General features: G+C 40.2%; 18 protein-coding genes. 4 read left to right on the top strand and 14 right to left on the bottom strand.

Going from position 1 to position 20,216, the window contains the following annotated elements; genetic code table 11:
• Positions 1 to 9 precede the first annotated feature (9 nt).
• Positions 10 to 597, top strand: a complete 588-nt coding sequence (gene mobA, locus OQX62_RS10840) for a molybdenum cofactor guanylyltransferase (protein ID WP_265831547.1) — start codon at positions 10 to 12, stop codon at positions 595 to 597.
• Here the strand turns inward: mobA and OQX62_RS10835 are convergent.
• The 7 genes from OQX62_RS10835 to nirB are packed head-to-tail and all read right to left on the bottom strand — an operon-like array spanning position 589 to position 10,887.
• Positions 589 to 2,070, bottom strand: coding sequence for a rubredoxin (locus tag OQX62_RS10835; RefSeq protein WP_265831546.1), 1,482 nt, complete (start codon positions 2,068 to 2,070; stop codon positions 589 to 591). The two genes, mobA and OQX62_RS10835, sit on opposite strands and share 9 nt — an antisense overlap.
• A 1-nt stretch (position 2,071) precedes the next feature.
• Complete coding sequence (locus tag OQX62_RS10830) at positions 2,072 to 2,578, bottom strand: nitrate reductase associated protein (protein WP_265831545.1); 507 nt, start codon at positions 2,576 to 2,578, stop codon at positions 2,072 to 2,074.
• Between the two features lie 10 nt (positions 2,579 to 2,588).
• A complete protein-coding gene (locus tag OQX62_RS10825) occupies positions 2,589 to 6,143 on the bottom strand; it encodes a nitrate reductase (RefSeq protein WP_265831544.1) in 3,555 nt (1,184 codons plus the stop codon).
• 7 nt (positions 6,144 to 6,150) lie between these two features.
• Complete coding sequence (locus OQX62_RS10820; protein WP_265831543.1) at positions 6,151 to 7,518, bottom strand: MFS transporter; 1,368 nt, start codon at positions 7,516 to 7,518, stop codon at positions 6,151 to 6,153.
• A gap of 35 nt (positions 7,519 to 7,553) precedes the next feature.
• Positions 7,554 to 7,949 (bottom strand): hypothetical protein, encoded by a 396-nt coding sequence (locus tag OQX62_RS10815; protein WP_265831542.1) that lies wholly within the window; start codon positions 7,947 to 7,949, stop codon positions 7,554 to 7,556.
• A 26-nt stretch (positions 7,950 to 7,975) separates the two neighbouring features.
• Positions 7,976 to 8,329 (bottom strand): nitrite reductase small subunit NirD, encoded by a 354-nt coding sequence (nirD, locus tag OQX62_RS10810; protein ID WP_265831541.1) that lies wholly within the window; start codon positions 8,327 to 8,329, stop codon positions 7,976 to 7,978.
• A gap of 50 nt (positions 8,330 to 8,379) precedes the next feature.
• Positions 8,380 to 10,887: a nitrite reductase large subunit NirB gene (nirB, locus tag OQX62_RS10805; RefSeq protein WP_265831540.1), complete on the bottom strand. Its 2,508-nt coding sequence runs from the start codon at positions 10,885 to 10,887 to the stop codon at positions 8,380 to 8,382.
• Positions 10,888 to 11,129: 242 nt separating this feature from the next.
• Here nirB and cobA point away from each other — a divergent pair, with 242 nt between their 5' ends.
• Complete coding sequence (gene cobA, locus OQX62_RS10800; RefSeq protein ID WP_265831539.1) at positions 11,130 to 11,894, top strand: uroporphyrinogen-III C-methyltransferase; 765 nt, start codon at positions 11,130 to 11,132, stop codon at positions 11,892 to 11,894.
• Positions 11,895 to 12,000: 106 nt separating this feature from the next.
• On the opposite strand, the gene OQX62_RS10795 is transcribed toward cobA, so the two are convergent.
• The 7 genes from OQX62_RS10795 to OQX62_RS10765 form a co-directional block, all read right to left on the bottom strand.
• Positions 12,001 to 12,546 (bottom strand): DinB family protein, encoded by a 546-nt coding sequence (locus OQX62_RS10795; RefSeq protein ID WP_265831538.1) that lies wholly within the window; start codon positions 12,544 to 12,546, stop codon positions 12,001 to 12,003.
• A gap of 92 nt (positions 12,547 to 12,638) precedes the next feature.
• Entirely contained in the window at positions 12,639 to 13,502 is an 864-nt protein-coding gene (locus OQX62_RS10790; protein ID WP_265831537.1) for a helix-turn-helix transcriptional regulator, read from the bottom strand.
• A 112-nt stretch (positions 13,503 to 13,614) separates the two neighbouring features.
• Positions 13,615 to 14,271 carry a DUF6624 domain-containing protein gene (locus OQX62_RS10785; protein ID WP_265831536.1) on the bottom strand — a complete coding sequence of 219 codons (657 nt, stop codon included), beginning with the start codon at positions 14,269 to 14,271 and terminating at the stop codon, positions 13,615 to 13,617.
• A gap of 266 nt (positions 14,272 to 14,537) precedes the next feature.
• A complete protein-coding gene (locus tag OQX62_RS10780; protein ID WP_265831535.1) occupies positions 14,538 to 15,989 on the bottom strand; it encodes a WG repeat-containing protein in 1,452 nt (483 codons plus the stop codon).
• A gap of 142 nt (positions 15,990 to 16,131) precedes the next feature.
• Positions 16,132 to 16,791, bottom strand: coding sequence for a DUF6266 family protein (locus tag OQX62_RS10775; RefSeq protein ID WP_265831534.1), 660 nt, complete (start codon positions 16,789 to 16,791; stop codon positions 16,132 to 16,134).
• Between the two features lie 2 nt (positions 16,792 to 16,793).
• On the bottom strand, positions 16,794 to 17,438 hold the full coding sequence (locus OQX62_RS10770; RefSeq protein WP_265831533.1) for a DUF6266 family protein: 645 nt from the start codon (positions 17,436 to 17,438) through the stop codon (positions 16,794 to 16,796).
• Between the two features lie 615 nt (positions 17,439 to 18,053).
• On the bottom strand, positions 18,054 to 18,356 hold the full coding sequence (locus tag OQX62_RS10765; protein WP_265831532.1) for a hypothetical protein: 303 nt from the start codon (positions 18,354 to 18,356) through the stop codon (positions 18,054 to 18,056).
• A 252-nt stretch (positions 18,357 to 18,608) separates the two neighbouring features.
• On the opposite strand from OQX62_RS10765, the gene OQX62_RS10760 reads away from it, so the two are divergent.
• Both OQX62_RS10760 and OQX62_RS10755 read left to right on the top strand, forming a co-directional pair.
• Positions 18,609 to 19,190 (top strand): RNA polymerase sigma factor, encoded by a 582-nt coding sequence (locus tag OQX62_RS10760; protein WP_265831531.1) that lies wholly within the window; start codon positions 18,609 to 18,611, stop codon positions 19,188 to 19,190.
• A gap of 92 nt (positions 19,191 to 19,282) precedes the next feature.
• Complete coding sequence (locus tag OQX62_RS10755) at positions 19,283 to 20,215, top strand: ABC transporter ATP-binding protein (protein WP_265831530.1); 933 nt, start codon at positions 19,283 to 19,285, stop codon at positions 20,213 to 20,215.
• Position 20,216: the final 1 nt, after the last annotated feature.

Here is a 20,216-nt window from a genome sequence, read left to right as displayed (position 1 = left end):
AAGAGTATTATGTTGGGAATCATTTTATGTGGCGGACAGAGCTTGCGGATGGGTTCCGATAAGGGATTGTTAACTTATCAGGATAAAACCTGGGCACAGTTGGCGGGCGACAAATTGCATAAACTTGTAATTCCGGTGAAAATATCCGTTAACGCAGTGCAGCAGGTCACTTACACAAAGCATTTTAGCACGGAACAACTCCTTGCAGATGATGCTGCAATTGACATGAAAGGACCATTGTTGGGTACATTATCTGCACATATGTCGGCTCCGGAAGAAGATCTGTTCTTGCTGGCCTGCGATCTGCCATTGATCACAAATCGGTTGCTGAACATCATATTTGATGCCTATAAGACTCTCCACGATTACGATGCCTATATTTTCAATAATGCCGGCAAGCAGGAGCCGCTGTGTGGGATTTACAAATCCCGGGGGCTAAAAAAGATTCTGCTGATGTTTCAAAACAATGAAATTGAGAAGCCGAGTATGAAATTTGTACTACAGCAGTTAAATGTTCTTGAAAGTCGGTTGAGTGCAGCTGATGAACAATTTTTTAATAATTTCAATTTTCCTTCGGAAATGAGTCCATTAGTGTAGACGTAATGCCGCCAGACTAATTTCACTGAAATCTGCCTTTTCACCTTCGCAAAGTGGACATTGATAAGCATCAGGCAAATCTTTAAATGCGGTACCTGGTTCAATATTATTTTCGGTTTCCCCAATCAGTTCATTGTACACTGTCAAACAGTTACTGCATTGGTATAAGCACTGATCTTCATTTTTCTGTATTTCTTCCGGTTTGGATTGGTAATTAATCACCATATTGTTCATGACAGACAGCCGATGTTTGTAGAACCTGAATATTGCGCGCCTGAGCTGCTCAGGTAAGATAAAGAGGGGGTTACCGCTACTGAATATTTCACCTGTTCGCTGGTTGGGATTAAAATCTTTTGCGCATAAAATATCATATACAGGAAACAAACCCAGGCCCATCATATTAATGAGGTGGCGTTTCCTGATGAGTATGTTGCTGAAAATTTCGCTTTTTTTACGGGTTTTTATCCCAAAGCAGATTCCAAAAGTTCTGGTGTCATCTATACTCAGGTGTTTTACGAGAAAATTTTTAAGTATTAAACCTTCAGTGCAATGGTCTTCTACCTGGAAATTAAGTTCATTAGCGGCATGCCGCATATTTACCTGGAATTCTTCCAGCAAAGTATTCCATCGATTTTTGTCTTTCTCCTCAATCCCTTTGATGATAATGGTTTTCCAGGCGGTGCAGCAGAGCTGTCCCAGTTTGGTGTCGAGACAAAGCTGGCATAACTTCATCAGGAAAGAGACGTTAAACAATTCATCTCTGCAATAAATTCCTAACCAATACTTGTTGTTGTACCGGTTCAATCCTTCATAGTAAGGCAGGTTGAACGCGGATAAAGATAGGGCATGATCCGCAGGGCGAAGTATATAAGTTTCCAGATCCAGCAAGTTAAACAGCATTTCACCCCTGGCGTTTGCATTGTCAATAAACTTTTCTGGATTGTCTTTAACAATGTGCTCTATTTCCTTAGTGAGATTAGCAATGTGATTCGTGTAACATAACTGGTTCCACTCGTAGGTTACATTGGTTTTGGGAAAGCGTATAATTAAATGCCAGTAGTGTTCGCAGTTCGAAGAGGCGATCCAGTTGATATTTCCCGTTAACAGGGGTGTAAAACTCTGGTGGCTATCACAAATGTTAACCTTCAGCGTGGGTTTAAAATCAAAGTCATCAAAAATATCTTTGTACACGCCTGCAGTGAGCCAGGTTTTTTGAATGAATATTTCTTCTGCGGGGTAGGAGCTGATGATGTTCGGAAATATATTGCTCCCATAATGATAAGTTATGCTGAGGTAATCAAGTTCAGCTGTAAACAGATCAAAATTGTAGGTTGCCGTATCTACTAATAACTGCTGGCGGAGACCAAAACGGATGAAGTGAATTTTCGCTTTTGCTGCTGCATTCAAGATGTTGTACAGGTTGCCTGGTGAGATTATCCCTCCAGGAAAGTTGATGATAACAGTCTGATACATATTAATGCTTTAAGAGTCCGAATTCTATTGCGGCCTTCGGGAAATTTTCATTCTCGTGTCCGGGTCTGCATAGTTTTAATAAGGCGAAACGTTGAATAGCGCTGAGGTTCTGCCATTGGTCAAGCAGAATACATAAATTAATTTCCTTTGATTTTTCTTCGAGTACAGGCGGAATTTGCCTTAAATTCTCCCAGTCCGGATGCAGATCGATAGCCAATAAAGTAGGCTGATTGCCCGTATGCTTTTCAATCAGGGCACACAGGTACGTACGGTATATATTGGTTTCCAGGCGACTTGAAACTGGTAGCAGCGCTAATTTAACTCTTTCAGCTGGTTGAAATTTACTCCATTCGGCTAACTTTAATTTTATACCTGCTATATCCATTTTAAAACGGACAATCATCGGGATACACCTGATATTGTCTTCCATAAAATCTTCTTCGAAATCAAAATATTCAATGCCTTGCAGGTTTTTGAATTCAGAGGGAACAGTTTTCTCTATAGTCATGAGATTCGGTTTAGTAATTTTCTTTCACTGGTGTTTTTATAGGTGTTTTTAAAACATTGACAAATGAATCCAGTATGGCTTTAACTTCCGGTTTGCAGCTGCCGCAACCCATTCCGGCACCCGTTAACTGGCAGAGCTGTAGCTGGTCCCTGCATCCTTCTTTAATTTTACTGATCAGGTTGCCTTCTCCAACACTATTGCAGCTGCAAACAATTTTGCCAATAACAGGTTCTGTTGTTTTGCCACTTCTCAAAAGCTGGAGCCTTTTTTCACTTAGCTCCATTTTATTCTCTATCAGGTTACGGAATTCCAGAAACTCACTTTTATCCCCGATAAGTATGGCACCCACTAGTCTGTCATTGTGTACAATGCATTTTTTGTAGTAACGCTTGGCCTTATCGATAAATATAATCTCCTCATAGGCAGGGTCGTCAGCTGGTATTTCAGCCAAACCCAATGAGCATAATTCCAGGCTATGCATTTTCAGGATATTCATCAGTAAACTGCCCTGATAAAATTTCGCTATGTCCCCGCAGAGAAACCGCGCTATAATTTCTGCCTGCTGTTCTGCCGCCGCGGTGATGCCATATAACTGCCCCTTAAATTCCGCGATTTCACCTAAAGCGTAAATATCTTTTTCGTTTGTTCTCAGGTATTCATCCACGATCACGCCTCTTTTACAGTCGATTCCTGCATCTTTTATTAATTCGATGTTGGGAACAGTTCCTATTGCAATTACCAAAGTATGGCAGTCTATCAGTAAACCACTTTTTAAACGGATACCAGTTATATTTTTCTCGCCGATAATACGGTCGACTTCGTCATTATAAAGGATGTCTATGCCTTTGCTCAGTAATTCTTCATGTAGTAGCTGGCTGCCTAACGGATCCAGTTGCCGGCCCATTAATCTTGATATTCGCTGGATGATAGTTACTTGAGATCCGGTTTCCGCTAATGAAGCGGCGAGCTCTATTCCCAATAATCCACCACCTATAATGGTGACTTTTCCACCGGTTTTTTGCGAATGCACTTTAAATCGATCTGCATCGTTGCGGCTGCGCATGGTGAAAATACCCTTCATGTCCGGCAAATCTTTCAGCATAAAAGGCCTGCTTCCTGTGGCGAGCAATAACACGTCATACTGATGGGTTTTCCCATTGCTGTCGATCACTGTTTTGCTGTCTTTATCTATTCTTTCAATGCTTATGCCTCTGTGCAATTTGATGTTGTAATTTACTTCTTCATCATTACTCATTTTAATCAGGCTTTGCCATGGTAGCACCCCGATAATATAATCAGGTAAGAGTACCCTGTTGTAAAAAGGATAATTTTCTTTACTGAATACCTCGATTTCATCTTCGACATTAAGTGCCCTGTAGCTTTTAACAAAACCGCAGGCTCCTGCACCAGCACCAATAACAATGATTTTCTGCTTGTTTTTCTTGTACAACTTCACTTGTACAGCGGTGAACTTAAAATCAGGTTCTTTGCTGAGCGGGTCAATTAAGTTATTGGTCAGATTATTAACCCTGTTTAAATCGCTGTTTACAATCAAACCCCAGTGCATGGGCATAAAAACTACCCCAAGCTTGATAGATGCAGAGAATTTTGCCTTCACACGCACATCTCCCCGCAAACTGGTTATTGTTACAATATCATTGTCTTTAATGTCTCTCGAAATCGCATCAACAGGATTTATCTCTAAAAATGATTCACTGATGTGCTGGTTAAGTTTATTGACTTTACCCGTTTTACTTCTGGTATGCCATTGGTCCCTGATTCTCCCGGTTGTTAAAATAAGAGGATGTTCGTTTGTTAAAGGCTCAGATTGATTCCTGTCCTGAAAGGAAAGGATATTCGCTTTTTTATCAGGCGTATAAAATTGATGGTCAGTGAATAACCTTGGTGTGCCCATTGATTTTTCATGCTGCGGGTAGGGCCACTGTACCGCTCTTTTTACTTTCAGTAGTTCATAATTCAATCCGCTGATATCAATATTTGTCCCTTTTGTAAGTGCAGCATGTTCATCATATATTGCGGATGCGTCCTTAAAATCAAAGCCCTGATAACCCATTTTTTTAGCAAAGCGGCAAATAATTTCCGCATCTGCCAATGCTTCTCCCGGCGCTTCCATTGTCTTGCTCAGATAAGAAATATAGCGGCCAGCATTGGTCATGGTGCCTTCTTTTTCTGCCCATGCAGCTGCGGGTAATACGACATCGGCGTATTTTAAAGTTTCTGTTTTATTGCTGATATCCTGGACTACTACAAATCTGGCTTTCTTTAGGGCCGCGCTGGCTACCCGGACGTCCGGCAAGCTTATTAAGGGGTTGGTACATAAGATCCATATGGCTTTCAGTTTTCCTGTATTCAGCTCATCAAACATTTCTGTTGCGGTTAGTCCTGGTTTTGGTTGTATGGTTCCTAAGGGAATATTCCAGAACTTTTCTACTGCATTGCGATGACTTTCATCAGCCAGAATGCGATGTGCCGGGAGTAAGTTGCTTAAACCACCTACTTCTCTTCCGCCCATTGCGTTAGGCTGACCTGTGAGGGAGAATGGACCACTGCCAGGTTTACCAATATGTCCGGTAATCAGGTTCAGGTTAATCAGCGACAAATTTTTATGTGTGCCTATCACACTTTGGTTAAGACCCATTGTCCACATGCTGATAAAGCCTTTCGCATTTCCGATGCAGGCTGCCGCTAAACGAATGTCGACTTCCTCTATTCCGCAAATAGTTGCTGCCTCGGCTACTGTGGTTTGATTAACAACGAAGCAGTATTCTTCAAACCCATTGGTGTTATTTTTGATGAAATCCGCATCTGTTTTCCCTTCTTCAATTAAACATCTTCCAATAGCATGGTGCAGCGTGATGTCTGTCCCCGGATTAAGTTGCAGGTGAATCGTAGCAATTGAGCAGGTTTGTGTTTCCCGCGGGTCACTAACAATAATCTTCAGATCCGGATTTTTTTGTTTTGCAGTTTCAATTCTGCGCCATAGAATGGGATGGCACCAGGCAGGATTTGCACCTGCGACAAAGATACAATCTGCTATTTCCAGATCGTCATAGCTAATGGGCACAATATCCTCACCCAGACTCATTTTATAAGCGACCACCGCACTGCTCATGCATAAACGACTATTAGTGTCAATATTATTACTGCCTATAAAACCTTTGATCAGTTTGTTTACAACATAATATTCTTCTGTCAGGCATTGTCCGCTCGCATAAAAGGCAACACTATCAGGACCATGTTTATGAATCAGGGCCTTAAATACGGCAGCCGTCCTGTTCAGTGCCTCTTCCCAGCTTACCCGCTGCAATGGCATGCTTTTATTGTAACGCATTTGAGGATAGAGGAGACGGTCGCTCGTATCATTGACCGTATAATGCAGGTTCATGCCCTTGCTGCAAAGCATTCCCTTGTTTACAGGATGGCTTTTATCTCCGTCAATTACGATTTTACCATGACTATCTCTGGATAACACGATGCCACAGCCCACACCGCAATAACAGCAGGTACTTGTTTTGTCTGGCGCTATATCTTTTTCGTTTCTCAATGCCTGTTTACTTATCTGTGCTCAGTATCAGTTTTTCCATACCTGTCCTTTTTTGTGCCATGACGGTTCTGAAAATAAATACGGCAACACCAATGCCCAGGATGATAAACCCCAGTAAGGTGAAGGCACCGGTATAATCGATCAGGTCTTTTTGGACAGTCACTCCATTTTCTATTACGTCTTTAGTGGAATGGACAGCTTTGGCTTTGAACATAAAAGCAATCAGCATAGCCCCGATATTTCCGCCAGCACCCACTATACCAGCTACACTACCCACTGCCAGCGGATTGATGAAGGGAACCAGGCTGTAAGTAGCACCATTAGCCATTTTCAGGCTCAAGCCAAACAAAAACATCATACAAATAGACAGGCCGATGCTACCGGATTTTGCGAAATAGATTAATCCTATTCCTTCAACCAGCAGCAGTGCTGCAAGCAAAAAGGTTTTACCATTAAAGCCCCAGGTCTTACCAATTTTATCGGCCACAATGCCACCCAAAGGCCGGGCGAAGATGTTAATCCATCCAAAAATCCCCGCTACAAATCCTGCTACGGCAATGGTGGCACCAAATGAATCGGTAAAAAAGATAGGTGCAAAGTTATCTACGGTAATTTCTACACCGAAGCATGCCGCGTAGGCAATGGTCAGAATCCATGTACGGTAATCTCTGGCTGCCAGTAGGAAAGTGTTTTTACTGCTTTTTACATTTCCGTCTTCCAGATTTTTAAAATCTCCCTGTGGACTGTCCAGTGTATATCTATTGTACAAAAAAGCACAAACTAATAGCATTGCCCCCGGAACGATCATGGCATAACGCCAGCTGTCTGCTGTGCTGCACAGGCCCAGACCGGTAAAACCAGCGGCAATCATTGGCATAAATACATTGGCAGCGCCACCACCTGCATTACCAAAACCTCCGGCTGTGGCATTGGCCGTGCCTTTAATGTTGGGCGCAAACATGATGGAGGTGTGAAACTGAGTGATCACGAAGGATGCACCAATTATACCGATGGCCAGGCGGAAAAGTAAAAATGAAAGATAAGAGTGGCTGCTGCCAATGAGCAGGACGGGGATAGCACAAAGTACAAGTAACCAGGTATATATCAATTTTGGACCGTATTTGTCAATCAATCTTCCGATTAAGAGGCGGGCTACTATCGTTGCTGATACCGATGCGATCTGGATATTGCCTACCTGATCTTTGGTCAGGTGTAACTGCTCCCTGGCAATCTTCATTAAAGGCGCCATGCCAAACCAGGCAAAAAAGCAAAAGAAGAAGGTGAGCCAGGTGATATGGAAGGTTTTCATCTGAACACCTTTGAGGGAGAATATGTTCAGTTTGTCAAGCGGAGTTGTAGTAGAATAGTTTGCCATAAGGATTGATTATTGTGATACATCATTAGTGGTTATTAAAATTTATAGCCTAGACCAATCCCGGGGTTCCATTTGCCATTCCTGGTTGCTGTTTTTGTATTGTAGTAGAATGGTAACTGTAAAGCGAAATGATTGAATGCTGCGGTGATGCCAAATCCAAGGTTGGGTGTAACAGCAGCATTTTTTGTCAGCCCGGCAACAACTTTATCTTCTTTAATTCTCAGACTAGGTAACAGGCCTAATAAGATGGAGTATGGTTTTTTGTTAAATTTGATACCAGGACCGGCGCAGTTGATAAAAGCACCGTGATCTGCATAACCCGTAACGACGTAGCCGTCGAATAAGATAGCTTTGGTTTGTGATCTGGCCTCTGATGTGCAGATAGTGATAGCCAGGCAGCCTAAGAAGGCAGCATAAATTACTTTGCTCATGCGTTGTTTTTTAAAGAGGTTTTAGCTTAAAAATTTGCCTTGGTGCCAATGTAGACCGTGCCGTTCTCTACCTTAACCGGGTAGGTTTTAATAGCACATTCATCTCCGTTCAGACATTCTCCTGTACGAAGGGAAAAAGTCTTCTTGTGGAACGGACAAGCTATCTTTGGTTCATCGGTCAGTGAACCTAACATACCCCGGCTCAGGGCCATCTGTTTCCGGTGCGGGCACTCGTTCTGAGTGGCAAACCACTCATTTCTCCTTGTAAAGTAAAATAGCGCGATCTGATCTTCACCGTTTTTTACGCAGACGCCGCCATTTTCCACGGCGTCTTCAATTCGGCAGGCTGCTAGCCAGTCGTTTGGGCTTTCTGTCATCATTTCTGTAGTTTAGATATGGTAAGGTGTTTATTGATAATTATTTGGTTAGACTATTTCCATTCTGTGGTTCTTTTCTGCCCGCGCATTTCTACAAATTCAATTGTTGGATCTTTTTCTTCCGGGGCATTTACAAAATGCGAGAATCTTCTTCTTATGGATGGATTCTCTACAGCTTCTTTCCATTCACACTGGTAGGAGCTGATTAGTTTCTCCATTTCCTGCTCCCAGATTACTCCCATTGCCAGACTGTCGTTGACCACTACATTCCGTAAATAATCTATTCCACCTTCCATTTTATTTAACCAGGTTGCAGTTCTGGTTAGAGGATCAGCTGTACGGATATAAAACATCAGAAAGCGGTCGATATATTTGATACAGGTGTCGCTATCCAGGTCAGTTGCCAACAAGATAGCATGCTGAGGTTTGCTTCCGCCGTTTCCGCATACATATAAATTCCATCCTTTTTCAGTTGCAATGATGCCAAAATCCTTACTTTGAGCTTCTGCGCATTCTCTTATGCAGCCGCTAACAGCCGATTTAAATTTATGCGGGGCGCGTATGCCTCTGTAACGCTCTTCAATTCTGATCGCAAAACTTACACTATCATGTAAGCCAAATCTGCACCAGGTACTGCCTACGCAACTTTTAACAGTTCTTAAACCTTTACCATAGGCATGTCCGCTTTCAAAACCTGCTGCTATAAGTTCTTCCCAGATAAAGGGCAGGTCGTTCAGGTGAGCACCAAAAAGGTCAATGCGCTGACCACCAGTAATTTTTGTGTATAAATTGTATTTTTTACCTACTTCACCAATAACGATCAGTTTTTCGGGAGTTATTTCTCCTCCCGGGATCCTTGGCACCACGGAATAGGATCCTCCTTTTTGTATGTTAGCGAGAAACCGGTCATTACTGTCCTGCGCCACATCATTTCCTTTTTTGAGTATCATTTCGTTCCATAGACTTGCAAGGAGGGAGGATACTAATGGTTTACATACTTCACAACCATCGTTTTTGCCAAGCGTATCCAATACTGCATCATAACTCTTAAGTTCATGAATATGAATAAGATCGAATAGTTCCTGTCTGCTATAATTAAAGTGTTCACATATTACATTCCTGATATATTTGCCCTGGGATTTTAAGGTGTCGTTCATCAGGTCCTTCACCATTGGTAAACAACCACCACAGCCAGTTCCTGCTTTAGTGCACGTTTTCAGGTCGTCTATATTTTCACAACTCCCATCCGCAACTACCGAACAGATATCGCCTTTGGTCACGCCCTCACAGCTACAGATCAAAGCTGTATCTGGTAAATTTGTAATTGCCGCTCCTGACGATCCTTCATTGCCATCGCGATTGCCCAGAATGAGGTCTTCGGGATTTTCTGACAATATCATTTTGTTATTGGAGGTTTGCAACAGCAGGTTATATGCTGTTGCATCTCCAATTAAAATACCTCCTAAAAGGTACTGCCCGTCATTACTGATATTAATGCGTTTATAAATTCCTTTATGTTTGTTTTCAAAGGTGATAGTGCGGCAGTCTGGCTCCGTAATGAAATTATCTCCAAAACTGGCCACATCTATGCCAATCAGTTTCAGTTTAGTGCTCATGTCAAACCCGGTAAATGCTTTCTTGCCATCCAATAAATTCGAAGCAAGTACTTCGGCCATTTCGTAACCCGGAGCAATAAGTCCGTAGATCATCCCTTCATAAAGCGCACATTCTCCAATCGCAAATATGGAGGGGTCATTTGTTTGCATATTCTTATCTACAATGATCCCACCCCTTGCACCGATATCAATCCCACAGGCTTTTGCCAGTTCATCCTTTGGTTTTATACCAGCGGAAATCACCAGCATATCAATTTGGATACTGGTATTGTCACTAAAAGTTAATCCGGTAATATGTTCAGCACCGTCAATGCTTGTCGTATTTTTATTTAAATGAATTTTAAGTCTCAGCTCACCTAATTTGGATTTTAACATCTCACTGCCAGCGGCATCAATTTGCCTTGGCATTAACCGCGGCGCAAACTCAACAATACTTGTCTCCTTAATACCTAAATCTATCAACGCTTTTGCAGCCTCTAAGCCGAGCAAGCCACCTCCGATGACGGCTGCTGTGTTCGCTGTTTTTGCATAATCGCGAATCAGGTCTAAATCTTCCAGCGTTCGGTACACAAAAACACCTTCTTTCTCGATTCCGGGAATTGAGGGTACAAATGCACCGGAACCTGTAGCAAAAACAAGGATATCATATGGGTAATCCAACCCATTGGAAGCAGAAACCGTTTTATCGAAACGGTCTATTTTAGTCACCCTCGTATTCAAAAACAATTCGATATTGTTTTCCTGATACCAATTTTCTGTAGAAAGAGAAAGATCCTCTGCCGTTTTACCATTAAAGTATTCACTCAGGTGAACACGGTCATATGCTCTTCGCGGCTCTTCTCCAAAAACAATAAGATGAGACGCAGGTGATTTCGATTTTATCTTCTCACAGAATTTATATCCTACCATTCCGTTACCAATCACTATTATTTTTGGATTTTTCATAAATATTTAGGTGTTTTTGGGTTATTTAAATGTATTACGGCATTTATACTTGGTTTTTTTTAATCTTTTGATGCTTTTTGTTTTATTAATCTGATTTTATATCAATTTAATATGATATTTGATATTCAAATGTAGTAAAACAAATGAATAAATGTTTAATAGTATGATAAATATCATAAAATATGGTAATTATTCAAAATAATTAACCAACTTTATGATATTATATATTAATTAATGGAATTATGGATCAAAAAAATGACGACTTTACGCTTTTTCTCATAGGTTGTGGTCCCGGAGATCCGGAATTATTGACAATTAAGGCTTATAATGCTCTTAAAAATGCAGAAGTCATTTTATATGATAACTTATGTAGTGAAGAGATATTAGAAATTGCTCCAAAATCATGCAAAATGATATATGTTGGTAAGCGTCCGTATGATCATTGTACTTCACAGGACAATATCAACGATTTAATTGTTACTTATGCCAGGACGTATAAAACAGTTATACGTTTAAAAGGTGGAGATCCCTTTATTTTTGGAAGGGGCTTCGAAGAATTGATGTTTGCCGAAGCTAATGGGATTAAAGCAAAATATATTCCTGGTATCAGTAGTATGCAGGGAGCTGGACTTGCAGGTATTCCATTAACCCATAGGGGTATCAGCGAAAGCTTATGGCTAATTACAGGCACTAAAAAAGATGGAAGTTTATCGAAAGACCTGAAATGTGCCATGCAGAGTACTGCAACTGTGGTGATCTATATGGGAATGAAGAAAATGGTTGAAATAGCTAATATATATCTGGAGGCTGATTTAGGTTCAACTCCTGCGGCAATTATTCAGCATGTGTCTCTTCCACACCAAAAACATGTTGTTTGCGAGGTGAAAGACCTGCAAAAGTCGGCGCTGAAGGAAGGTTTAAGTAATCCGGCAATTATTATTATCGGAGACGTGGTTAAAGCGAGGGAAATTTGTTATTTATACAACGATAAGAAATTGGCAGGATAATGTAGAGAAGAAGAATCGTCAAAATCTTTCGGGAGCTAATAAGTAGGGCCATAAATAAATCTTCAAAAGATAAGTATAGAAGGATTTATTTATAGCCTTAACCTGCCTAATGTTTCTCAATTCTTTCTGTCAACTCGTTATCAGGCATAGTGTTTTTGTTAGTAATGTAGTAAGTAGCCAAATCAATTGAAGAGAGCCTGGTGAACTGGGCCTGACGCAAAAGAGTAACTAATTGCCCGCGGTGATAAGTAGAATGATTGACGATATGGGAGATTGTCTGCCAGAATTCCATGTGACCTTCCCCACCTCCTGGGTATCTAAAACTAACTTGTTCCATATATTTATCGTCAGGATATGTTTCAATGAAATCTTTCAGACCGGCTGATGATTTTTTCCAGATTTCTATTAAATCATCTTTACTGCCTTTGAATCCGACAGATAAATATACCGGATCAGATACTTTTGTCCAGAAGTCGATCCAAACTTTTTCAGCACTGGCTATATGAATTGCAGTGTGTTTAATGCTGCTAAAACTGCTGACATTAATTAGGTTCCATTGCTCTTCACTGATTTGATTTAGCCATTCAATAGCGATTTGGTCTGCCCAATAATTGTATTGAGCAAGTGCTGTAAAGTATTTTTTATTCATCATGATAATTTTTCCTGATTGATAGGTGATATCAAAGGTAGGCCGGATTATTCCGGTGAAATATAGGATAACGTTCAAAAAGTGTTGCTAAACGGTCAGTTTGATAACTGATACTGCTTCGGCGTTATACCATGAATTTGTTTGAAGGACTGAATGAAACTCGACAAGTTTTCATAGCCAAGCTCAAGATAGATCTCGCTTGCTTTACATTTGCCTTTTTTGAGTAACTGGGCCGCTTTCTGCATTCGTTTTTCCAGCAGCCATTTATTTGGCGTGGTCATATAGATTTTAGAAAAACGTCTTTTAAAGGTTGACAGGCTCATATGACATAAAAATGCCAGCTCCTCTACAGTCATTGCATTATAGATATTCGCGGTGATTGCCTGGCGGATCACTAAATCTCCATCAACTTCATAATTGAAGTTGCGAAGCTGCTGAATTTTTTCAGGATAGTGCTCACTAATGTAAAGTAACAATTCTTCCAGTTTCACTTTCCTCATTTCAGCTGATAGTGGCCTGGCAGTAATCAGCATAAAACCAAGTGAGTCAATGAAATTAGCTAGAAAAGCATCTTTTTCAAATACTAAAAAGGGGTTATCATTTTTCTTTCTTTTGGTCTGGAGCGGCAAAGGGTGACGGATGAAGAAATCTGCGAGTATTTCATTGTCAAACGAAATCAGGATACTCCTGTAACGACCGCCAACAGCGGCAATTTTCTCACTCATCAGGCAATTACCAGAGGAAAGTAGTAAAAACTGATTCGGGTCAATCGTCGCTTGGGCCTCTGCATAACTGACACTTTTGTTACCTTCCAGTAGAAAACTAAATAAATGTTGACGGAGTTCCACCTTCGAGTTTATAGTCGCCACATCAGAGTGATACGAAAAGATTAATATAGGATCGATTTCCTTTTGTAAATCAGCAGCCTGATGATTGGTCGCTAATACAGACTTTTTCATAGAGGGGTTTTCACACTAATAGATAACGACACGAAGTTACGGTATTTTTGAATTAATTCATTTGGAGCCAAAAAATGTAAAATTGATTTTATGTAGGCTCAGTGATCAGAAGTTAATTTTTCTTACGCATCTGTTCCTGTGCGGTTTCTGCAGTTAAGTTTCTGTCCCAAATCACCTCAGACTGGTAAGTCTTTTTGAGTAAGCTTATATAGTCATCCATTGGAAGCAGTCCCATGCCTCTTCTTCTTGTGTCCAGACCCTCTGAGTCTTCTATCGGCCAGATGGTTACAATGTTGCCTATTTTAAATGTCTGGGTGCCAAACAACTGCTTTTGCCCTCTTTTCAGCATCATACGGTCCTGCAGAGTGGCCAGATCATTTTTAGCTACTATACCGAGATCTGCCTGTGTTTTTAGCAAAGGAAAGTAACGGGTCATAAATGCAGTGTCTGCATGGTCAATCACTAAAAAAATAGTATTATTTTCTAAAATACTTAATCCTTTTGGCCAACCACATTTATCTAACAATGAGCTGATAAAAAGCTGGTTCCGCTGATCGCTAACTTTCATCTCTAAGGCGATTTTTTTCATGGCTACCGGATCTTTGTAAGTCATTTCCCTGATCACTTTAGCTCTGATCTCCTGATCAGTTTGCCTTATAGCTTTTAGCTGCTGACTAATAAAAGTACTATCATTACAGCGAATTTCCTGAGAATAGGAGGTGCCGGCGGTGAGGAATAGAATAAAAAAAGTTAGAAAGTGTTTTCGCATCGTTTGAAAAGTTAATGATTTAGTCGCTTGCAATAGATATTCTCGCTGATTCAAATTAACAAAATTCCTTTTTGAATACGAAATATTTCGTATATTTATTTTATTCGAATCTCTTTGCCTATCTGCACGAGGGGATATGTTATTTTGAGGGAAGGCCACAGAAGTATGGTACCAAGTTTGACGATCAGGGTATTTATCCATTGGAAAAATAAGGCAGAGATGATTCGTCTTCGTAAGGAGTCACGATTTATCCATCTTCTGCCAAATTACAATTCTCTATACTCTTTTCCAGTTACCGGATTGATATAAAACTCGTTCAACTTATCTGTACCATAAATTCCTGCTTTTCCATCTGTATTCAAAGTATTATAAATAGGGGGAACGATGATCTTACCAGTATGGAGATTAATTAATCCATACTTTTTCTTTTTATAATCTTTTTCGTTTTCTTGCTCAAACTTCCAGATGTATGGATGGGCTTTCATTTCCGCCAAACTGCTATAGGCTAGAGGTAATACCCATCTTTTATTTGCGCTATCAAAAATTCCGGAAAGTGGGAGAACTTCTGGCTTACTCATTCCAGAGACATAGAACCAGTTTTTGTTGGACATTGTGCGTTCGATCCGCTTTACCGCAAAGTTTTTGGGAAGGACAGCATCTATACCCAAATCATGAATAGACGGGTACAACACATTGCCACTATTGGATCTGATGATAAAATCTTTTGTTTTGCGGCTGTCACTTTCCCAGGAGCCATTTTGATGCAGGATATAAAACCCTTTCAGATTATTAATGATGCTATAAATGAGGAAATAATCAGTGTTTGGTACGGAACAGATCATTTGTGCATTCCTGATGATCTCAGTTGCATCGGTCTTATCATTTAAGTACTTTTCAATCTGCCCCGGGAATATTTTTTTTAAATCGGGATATACAAAAATTTGGGCATGCTGATCTTCCATAAAATCAAACTTTACCTTAACTCCTGAAATCACATTTGTTGTTTTCAATTCCTGTATATTATCACTCACTTTTATCGTGATCTGCTCAGGAACTTTGAAAATAGCATTGCCCTGAGGTTTTAGATCTGAACCTATTATTTGATATGAATTTCCCTTCTTGCGTAACAGTGTGGAGTCCGTTAGTATGCCTTTAAACACTCCGGATAGCTGTTTAACATGTCCTTTGTCAATCAGGTATAACTGTTCATTAATTAATATTTTACGATTAAAGTACTGGATGTTGGAAGTATCATAGGGATATTCATTAGGCCGGTACGTTGAACTGATGAATATCTTTTTATTGCTGAGCAGGGTAACTTCCCATCTCATTCTGGTAACTTCAGTCTCAAAAAACCTTTTATCGTTGGTACCGCCCATGATTGAAAAACCAGGGAATAATTTCCAGTGATTTACTTTCCACCATGCATTATATCTTCTCCGGCTAATAGCAAGAGTTTCATCTCCCACAGCAACCAATTGTACTTCTTCATACAGGCAATCTAAAGTGATTAATCCTTCTCTGCTAATTACTCCTTTATGACCATCTTTTTCTATCACTGCAAATTGATTGGTGAACAGACTGGCATTTTCAAATTGGGGTTGAATTTTCAGTTGACCGTCCTGATTACAGTAACCTATCAGTCCAGATTTGCTTTTCCATGGGTAAAGCGTTTCTGCCTGTAATTGTTGCGCTGTTGCCATAAAAGCTTGAGACATAAGAAATAGGAATAAGCTAATTTTCGAAATGGGGAAGTGCGTGTATATAGTATCAAACATTCTTGAATTATATTACCAATATATATGCCATTTATCCTTTATAATAACATTCAATGCTGGTGCGAGAAAGCAATAATCCTTTCTAAGCCAATACGGTCACCGTTCCTAAATATGCTGTAGGGGAAACCAGCTTACCATTAGCGGAAACCACAAACATATAGCAATGCAATAGCCTGCCAACATCTATATTATTCAAAGTACGATTAAAGACTAAAGCATCTCTTAATGGAATTGGACAACGATAAAAATAATGGTTATCCTCATGGTACAATTGGATAACTACCTGATCATCTAACCTTGTACTTTTTTGAGGATAAGGATTAAGTTCCCACGTTACAGTAATCTGCTTATTTGCAGTTGCCATCAGACTGGGTTTCCATACATTTTGAGTAGCCCAAATGGAATGACTTATTTTGATCTTAGCAGGATCAATACGCAGATTTTGCGGATCACCTACAACAGCATTTAACATATGATAGGACACAGCAGCATTCATAGGCGTCATAACCGTATTTTTTTGCTGCTGATAACCCATTTTAATGGCAGACTTTATTTTGTGAAGAGTTACAGTGACCAATTTGAAAATATTATTCTGGTTGTGCTGCTTCCGAGAAATTTTATTTTTATCCCTGAATCTTAAGCGTTGTCTGAGCACTGTTAAACTCCGCCATTTATAGATAGTGTCATTCCCAACACTTCCTTTAATTTCTCCTAGTGCAGACTTACTTGTTTGGATCGCCATAACTACCAGTTTAATTTACCCAGATGAATACTATTAGAAATACACTTACGGTCTGCTGAAATGAAAGCGATGTATACCTCTGCTTCATATCCTTTTGCAATACCATTCAGATTCAGTACATCATTTCCTACATGTCGTTCTGCTCCGCCGGCAATAAATCTTACTTCGTTTAATGCGCTGAAATAAGCGATCATCATTACCTGGTCACTGTGATGGGCAGGAGGAGAGGTATTCACCGCATTCCAGCCGAAAGCAAAGCCATTAGTGGTTAAGCTGACAGTCAAATCATCTGCTGCAGGTAAGGTGCCTTTGGTCATTAAAACTTTTGCATAGTCAACAAACCGTTGAGGATAAGTTCCTTGAATCGCATGAAGTCTGTTATAACCAGCCATTGCATTGTAGCCATTTGTAAGTTTAAGGTCGGCCTCTAATTCAAAACCTATCATGGCAAAATTCTTCAAGGGAGACATAAATACATTGATGATCCGTGTGTCGTCTTTCACTACCTCTTGACCAATTGTAGGTGGCTTGCTGCTCTTACTGTTTTTCCTCTTCATTATTGTTCTGCCCCACTTATCCTGATAATAAGTGTTGCCGCCAAAAGTTCCTGTTACGCCCAGGAAAGGGCCTGATGTAATAATTGCCATGATTTACTGATTTAGGCGAATAATTAAATATTTAAAAGAAATCATTGGTAGCTGATCCGGCACTTAGTGCGATTTTTTAATCGCTAAATGATCAAAAACAATAAAATCTTTGTACTAAATAGACAAACTACATCGTACAAGATAATGAATAATTTTAAATATCTATATATGAGTATGTTAAAATTTAAAAATATTTTTAATTTTTATTTGAGGAGCTTCTGAAAAATGGAAGATAAATACAAAGCGTTAGCTGGATACAACCTAAAGGTAATTTCAGTATGCTTAAAAGCTGTTTTATGCCGATATTTATTCTACCAGCTGCTGTAAGATGTGTAGCTCTTCCGTACTCCAACCGTACCTCAGGTTTACCTAAGTGGTACAGATAAGGTATGGTTGACTTACAGATAGGGTATGGATAGGGTACACATTATAGGGAGAAATATAGGTTAATAATAGGCTAAGTGCGAAAATACAATGGTTTGAAGATAGTTTTAACTATGATTCTGATAGGTATTAATGGATCGTCCAGATGCAAAAAATGGGAATTATATTGCAATTCTCTCCCCATAGCAATAAAATTGACCGGAATATTTGAATAAAAGAAGGTACTGTATGTTAATGTACCTCCTGTAGAGACGGCATATTCACCATCTTTTTCAGATAGTCTTCCACCACTTGCAGATAATTCTCAGGAATCCCGGTACATTCTCTGTTTTCCAGCGGATGCTGACCAGTATTGGACCGCTCAATAAAAATACCATCATGCTGGTTGTATTTCAGATATCCCAGGTTGAAATACCTTTCCTGTACATAAAAAGAGTCATCTCTTGATTTTAGCGACAGTGAACTGATACTCATATCTGATTTCTGCAACAGCAGCCATTCATAACTTTTCCCATAGGCAGGAGCTGATTGCACAGGTCTTGCAATTTCAAAAATGCATAGATTATTATTATCTAAAAAGCAGAGGCAGTCAAAACTTTTTTGCATAGTTGTAAGCGAATGGCGTTTATAGTATACCTGACTATATACAGCAATTGTGCCAATTTTTGCCTGTGATCAAAAATCTTTAATATGGAAGCAGTCATTTGCTATTGAGCTGGTTAAAATGCCCTTAAAATTACGCCCGTAATTTAAAAATCCATATCATTGTTAGGTTATTCCCCCTACATGGCAGATTATAGTGCATATTCCGATATAGATTTAGCTGGTTTATTGAAATCCGGCGATCAGAAGGCTTTTGCTGAAATCTATAACCGATATAAGTTTGTGCTGCACCATCATGCCTGGAATAAAATTCGGGACAAAGAGGAAGCACAGGATACTATTCAGGAAGTTTTCTCCATGATCTGGACCAAACGTGAAACGATTAACATTGGCAGCAATTTATCGGGCTATCTATACAGTTGTGTGCGTAACCATATCTTAAATGTGATTGTCCGCAAGGATGTGCAGCATAAGTATATGGAATCGATCAAAGATTTTGCGGGGAACGGCGTGGTAACGACTGATCACAGGGTGAGGGAAAGTCTGTTCAGGGAGATGATCGATAAGGAAATTGCCGGATTGCCGCCAAGAATGCGCGAAGTGTTTGAGCTAAGCCGTAAAAAACATTTGAGTCACCGGGAAATTGCCGAACTGATGGGAACTACAGAACAGACTGTTAAAAAGCAGATGACCAACGCCTTAAAAGTGCTGCGTAGTAAAATCGGACTGCCCCTATTTATCATTTATTACATCTTTTACCGCTGATCCTGAGCTAATTCTGATCTTTTTATTTTTTCCAGTACCTCCTGGGACTGCTTCGTCTTGTCTTACTGTTATCAATCAAAAACCAGACGAAATTGAAGAACAGCATTGTAAGCATAGCACATTTATCTCACCGGTACAGCAGGGACTGGGCCATCCGTGATATTAACTTTGAAATAGAGCAGAAAGGTATATTAGGTTTACTGGGCTCCAATGGTGCGGGGAAATCAACCACCATGAATATCCTTTGCGGCGTATTAAACCAGACCGAGGGGCAGGTGTATATCGACGGTATTAACCTGCGTCAGCATCCTGAAAAGGCAAAAAGATTATTAGGTTTCCTGCCACAGAATGCTCCTTTGCACCTTGACCTAACCGTAGATGAATACCTGACCTATTGTGCGAACATCCGGGATATCAAACCTGCACAGATCAGACATGCTGTAACAGCGGTGAAGGAAAAATGCGGCATTACACATTTTAGCAAAAGGCTGATCAGTAATCTTTCCGGCGGATATAAACAACGCGTAGGTATTGCACAGGCGATTATACACAAACCAAAACTAGTGGTGCTGGATGAACCAACGAATGGGCTTGATCCGAACCAGATCCTTGCCGTGCGGGAGCTGATTAAGGAGGTGGCAGAAGAAAGAGCAGTTATTTTCTCTACGCATATTTTATCCGAAGTACAGGCTACGTGCAAGGATATCCGGATGATAGAAGGCGGAAGGATGGTATTTGCAGATACGATGGAAGCATTCAATAACTATATCCTGCCCAATTCCATGCTGTTGTTTATGGACAATCCGCCACAGCTGGATGTGCTGATGGCCATCCCGGAAATTACGGGAGCGGAGGTATTACATGACGGCAGCATCAGACTTCGCTTTGCTGCTTCTGCCACGATCTCCAAAAAGATCATTGAGCGCAGTGTGCTGAATAATTGGCAGCTGAGTGAGATTTTATTAGAGAAAAGTTCACTGGATGAGATTTTTGCTCAGCTTTCTGGTAAACAAAAGAAATTATAAC

Source organism: Pedobacter sp. MR2016-24 (assembly GCF_026239655.1).
Classification (GTDB): Bacteria; Bacteroidota; Bacteroidia; order Sphingobacteriales; family Sphingobacteriaceae; genus Pedobacter.
Note: the sequence above shows the minus strand (reverse complement) of the source record. Positions and strands in the feature narration are given on the sequence as shown.

What these genes read in the sequence shown, in the direction of transcription:
- mobA (WP_265831547.1), top strand. Translation starts at nt 10, where the DNA reads ATGTTGGGAATCATTTTATGTGGCGGACAGAGCTTGCGGATGGGTTCC.
- OQX62_RS10835 (WP_265831546.1), bottom strand. Translation starts at nt 2,070, where the DNA reads ATGTATCAGACTGTTATCATCAACTTTCCTGGAGGGATAATCTCACCA.
- OQX62_RS10830 (WP_265831545.1), bottom strand. Translation starts at nt 2,578, where the DNA reads ATGACTATAGAGAAAACTGTTCCCTCTGAATTCAAAAACCTGCAAGGC.
- OQX62_RS10820 (WP_265831543.1), bottom strand. Translation starts at nt 7,518, where the DNA reads ATGGCAAACTATTCTACTACAACTCCGCTTGACAAACTGAACATATTC.
- OQX62_RS10815 (WP_265831542.1), bottom strand. Translation starts at nt 7,949, where the DNA reads ATGAGCAAAGTAATTTATGCTGCCTTCTTAGGCTGCCTGGCTATCACT.
- nirD (WP_265831541.1), bottom strand. Translation starts at nt 8,329, where the DNA reads ATGATGACAGAAAGCCCAAACGACTGGCTAGCAGCCTGCCGAATTGAA.
- nirB (WP_265831540.1), bottom strand. Translation starts at nt 10,887, where the DNA reads ATGAAAAATCCAAAAATAATAGTGATTGGTAACGGAATGGTAGGATAT.
- cobA (WP_265831539.1), top strand. Translation starts at nt 11,130, where the DNA reads ATGGATCAAAAAAATGACGACTTTACGCTTTTTCTCATAGGTTGTGGT.
- OQX62_RS10795 (WP_265831538.1), bottom strand. Translation starts at nt 12,546, where the DNA reads ATGATGAATAAAAAATACTTTACAGCACTTGCTCAATACAATTATTGG.
- OQX62_RS10790 (WP_265831537.1), bottom strand. Translation starts at nt 13,502, where the DNA reads ATGAAAAAGTCTGTATTAGCGACCAATCATCAGGCTGCTGATTTACAA.
- OQX62_RS10785 (WP_265831536.1), bottom strand. Translation starts at nt 14,271, where the DNA reads ATGCGAAAACACTTTCTAACTTTTTTTATTCTATTCCTCACCGCCGGC.
- OQX62_RS10780 (WP_265831535.1), bottom strand. Translation starts at nt 15,989, where the DNA reads ATGTCTCAAGCTTTTATGGCAACAGCGCAACAATTACAGGCAGAAACG.
- OQX62_RS10775 (WP_265831534.1), bottom strand. Translation starts at nt 16,791, where the DNA reads ATGGCGATCCAAACAAGTAAGTCTGCACTAGGAGAAATTAAAGGAAGT.
- OQX62_RS10770 (WP_265831533.1), bottom strand. Translation starts at nt 17,438, where the DNA reads ATGGCAATTATTACATCAGGCCCTTTCCTGGGCGTAACAGGAACTTTT.
- OQX62_RS10760 (WP_265831531.1), top strand. Translation starts at nt 18,609, where the DNA reads ATGGCAGATTATAGTGCATATTCCGATATAGATTTAGCTGGTTTATTG.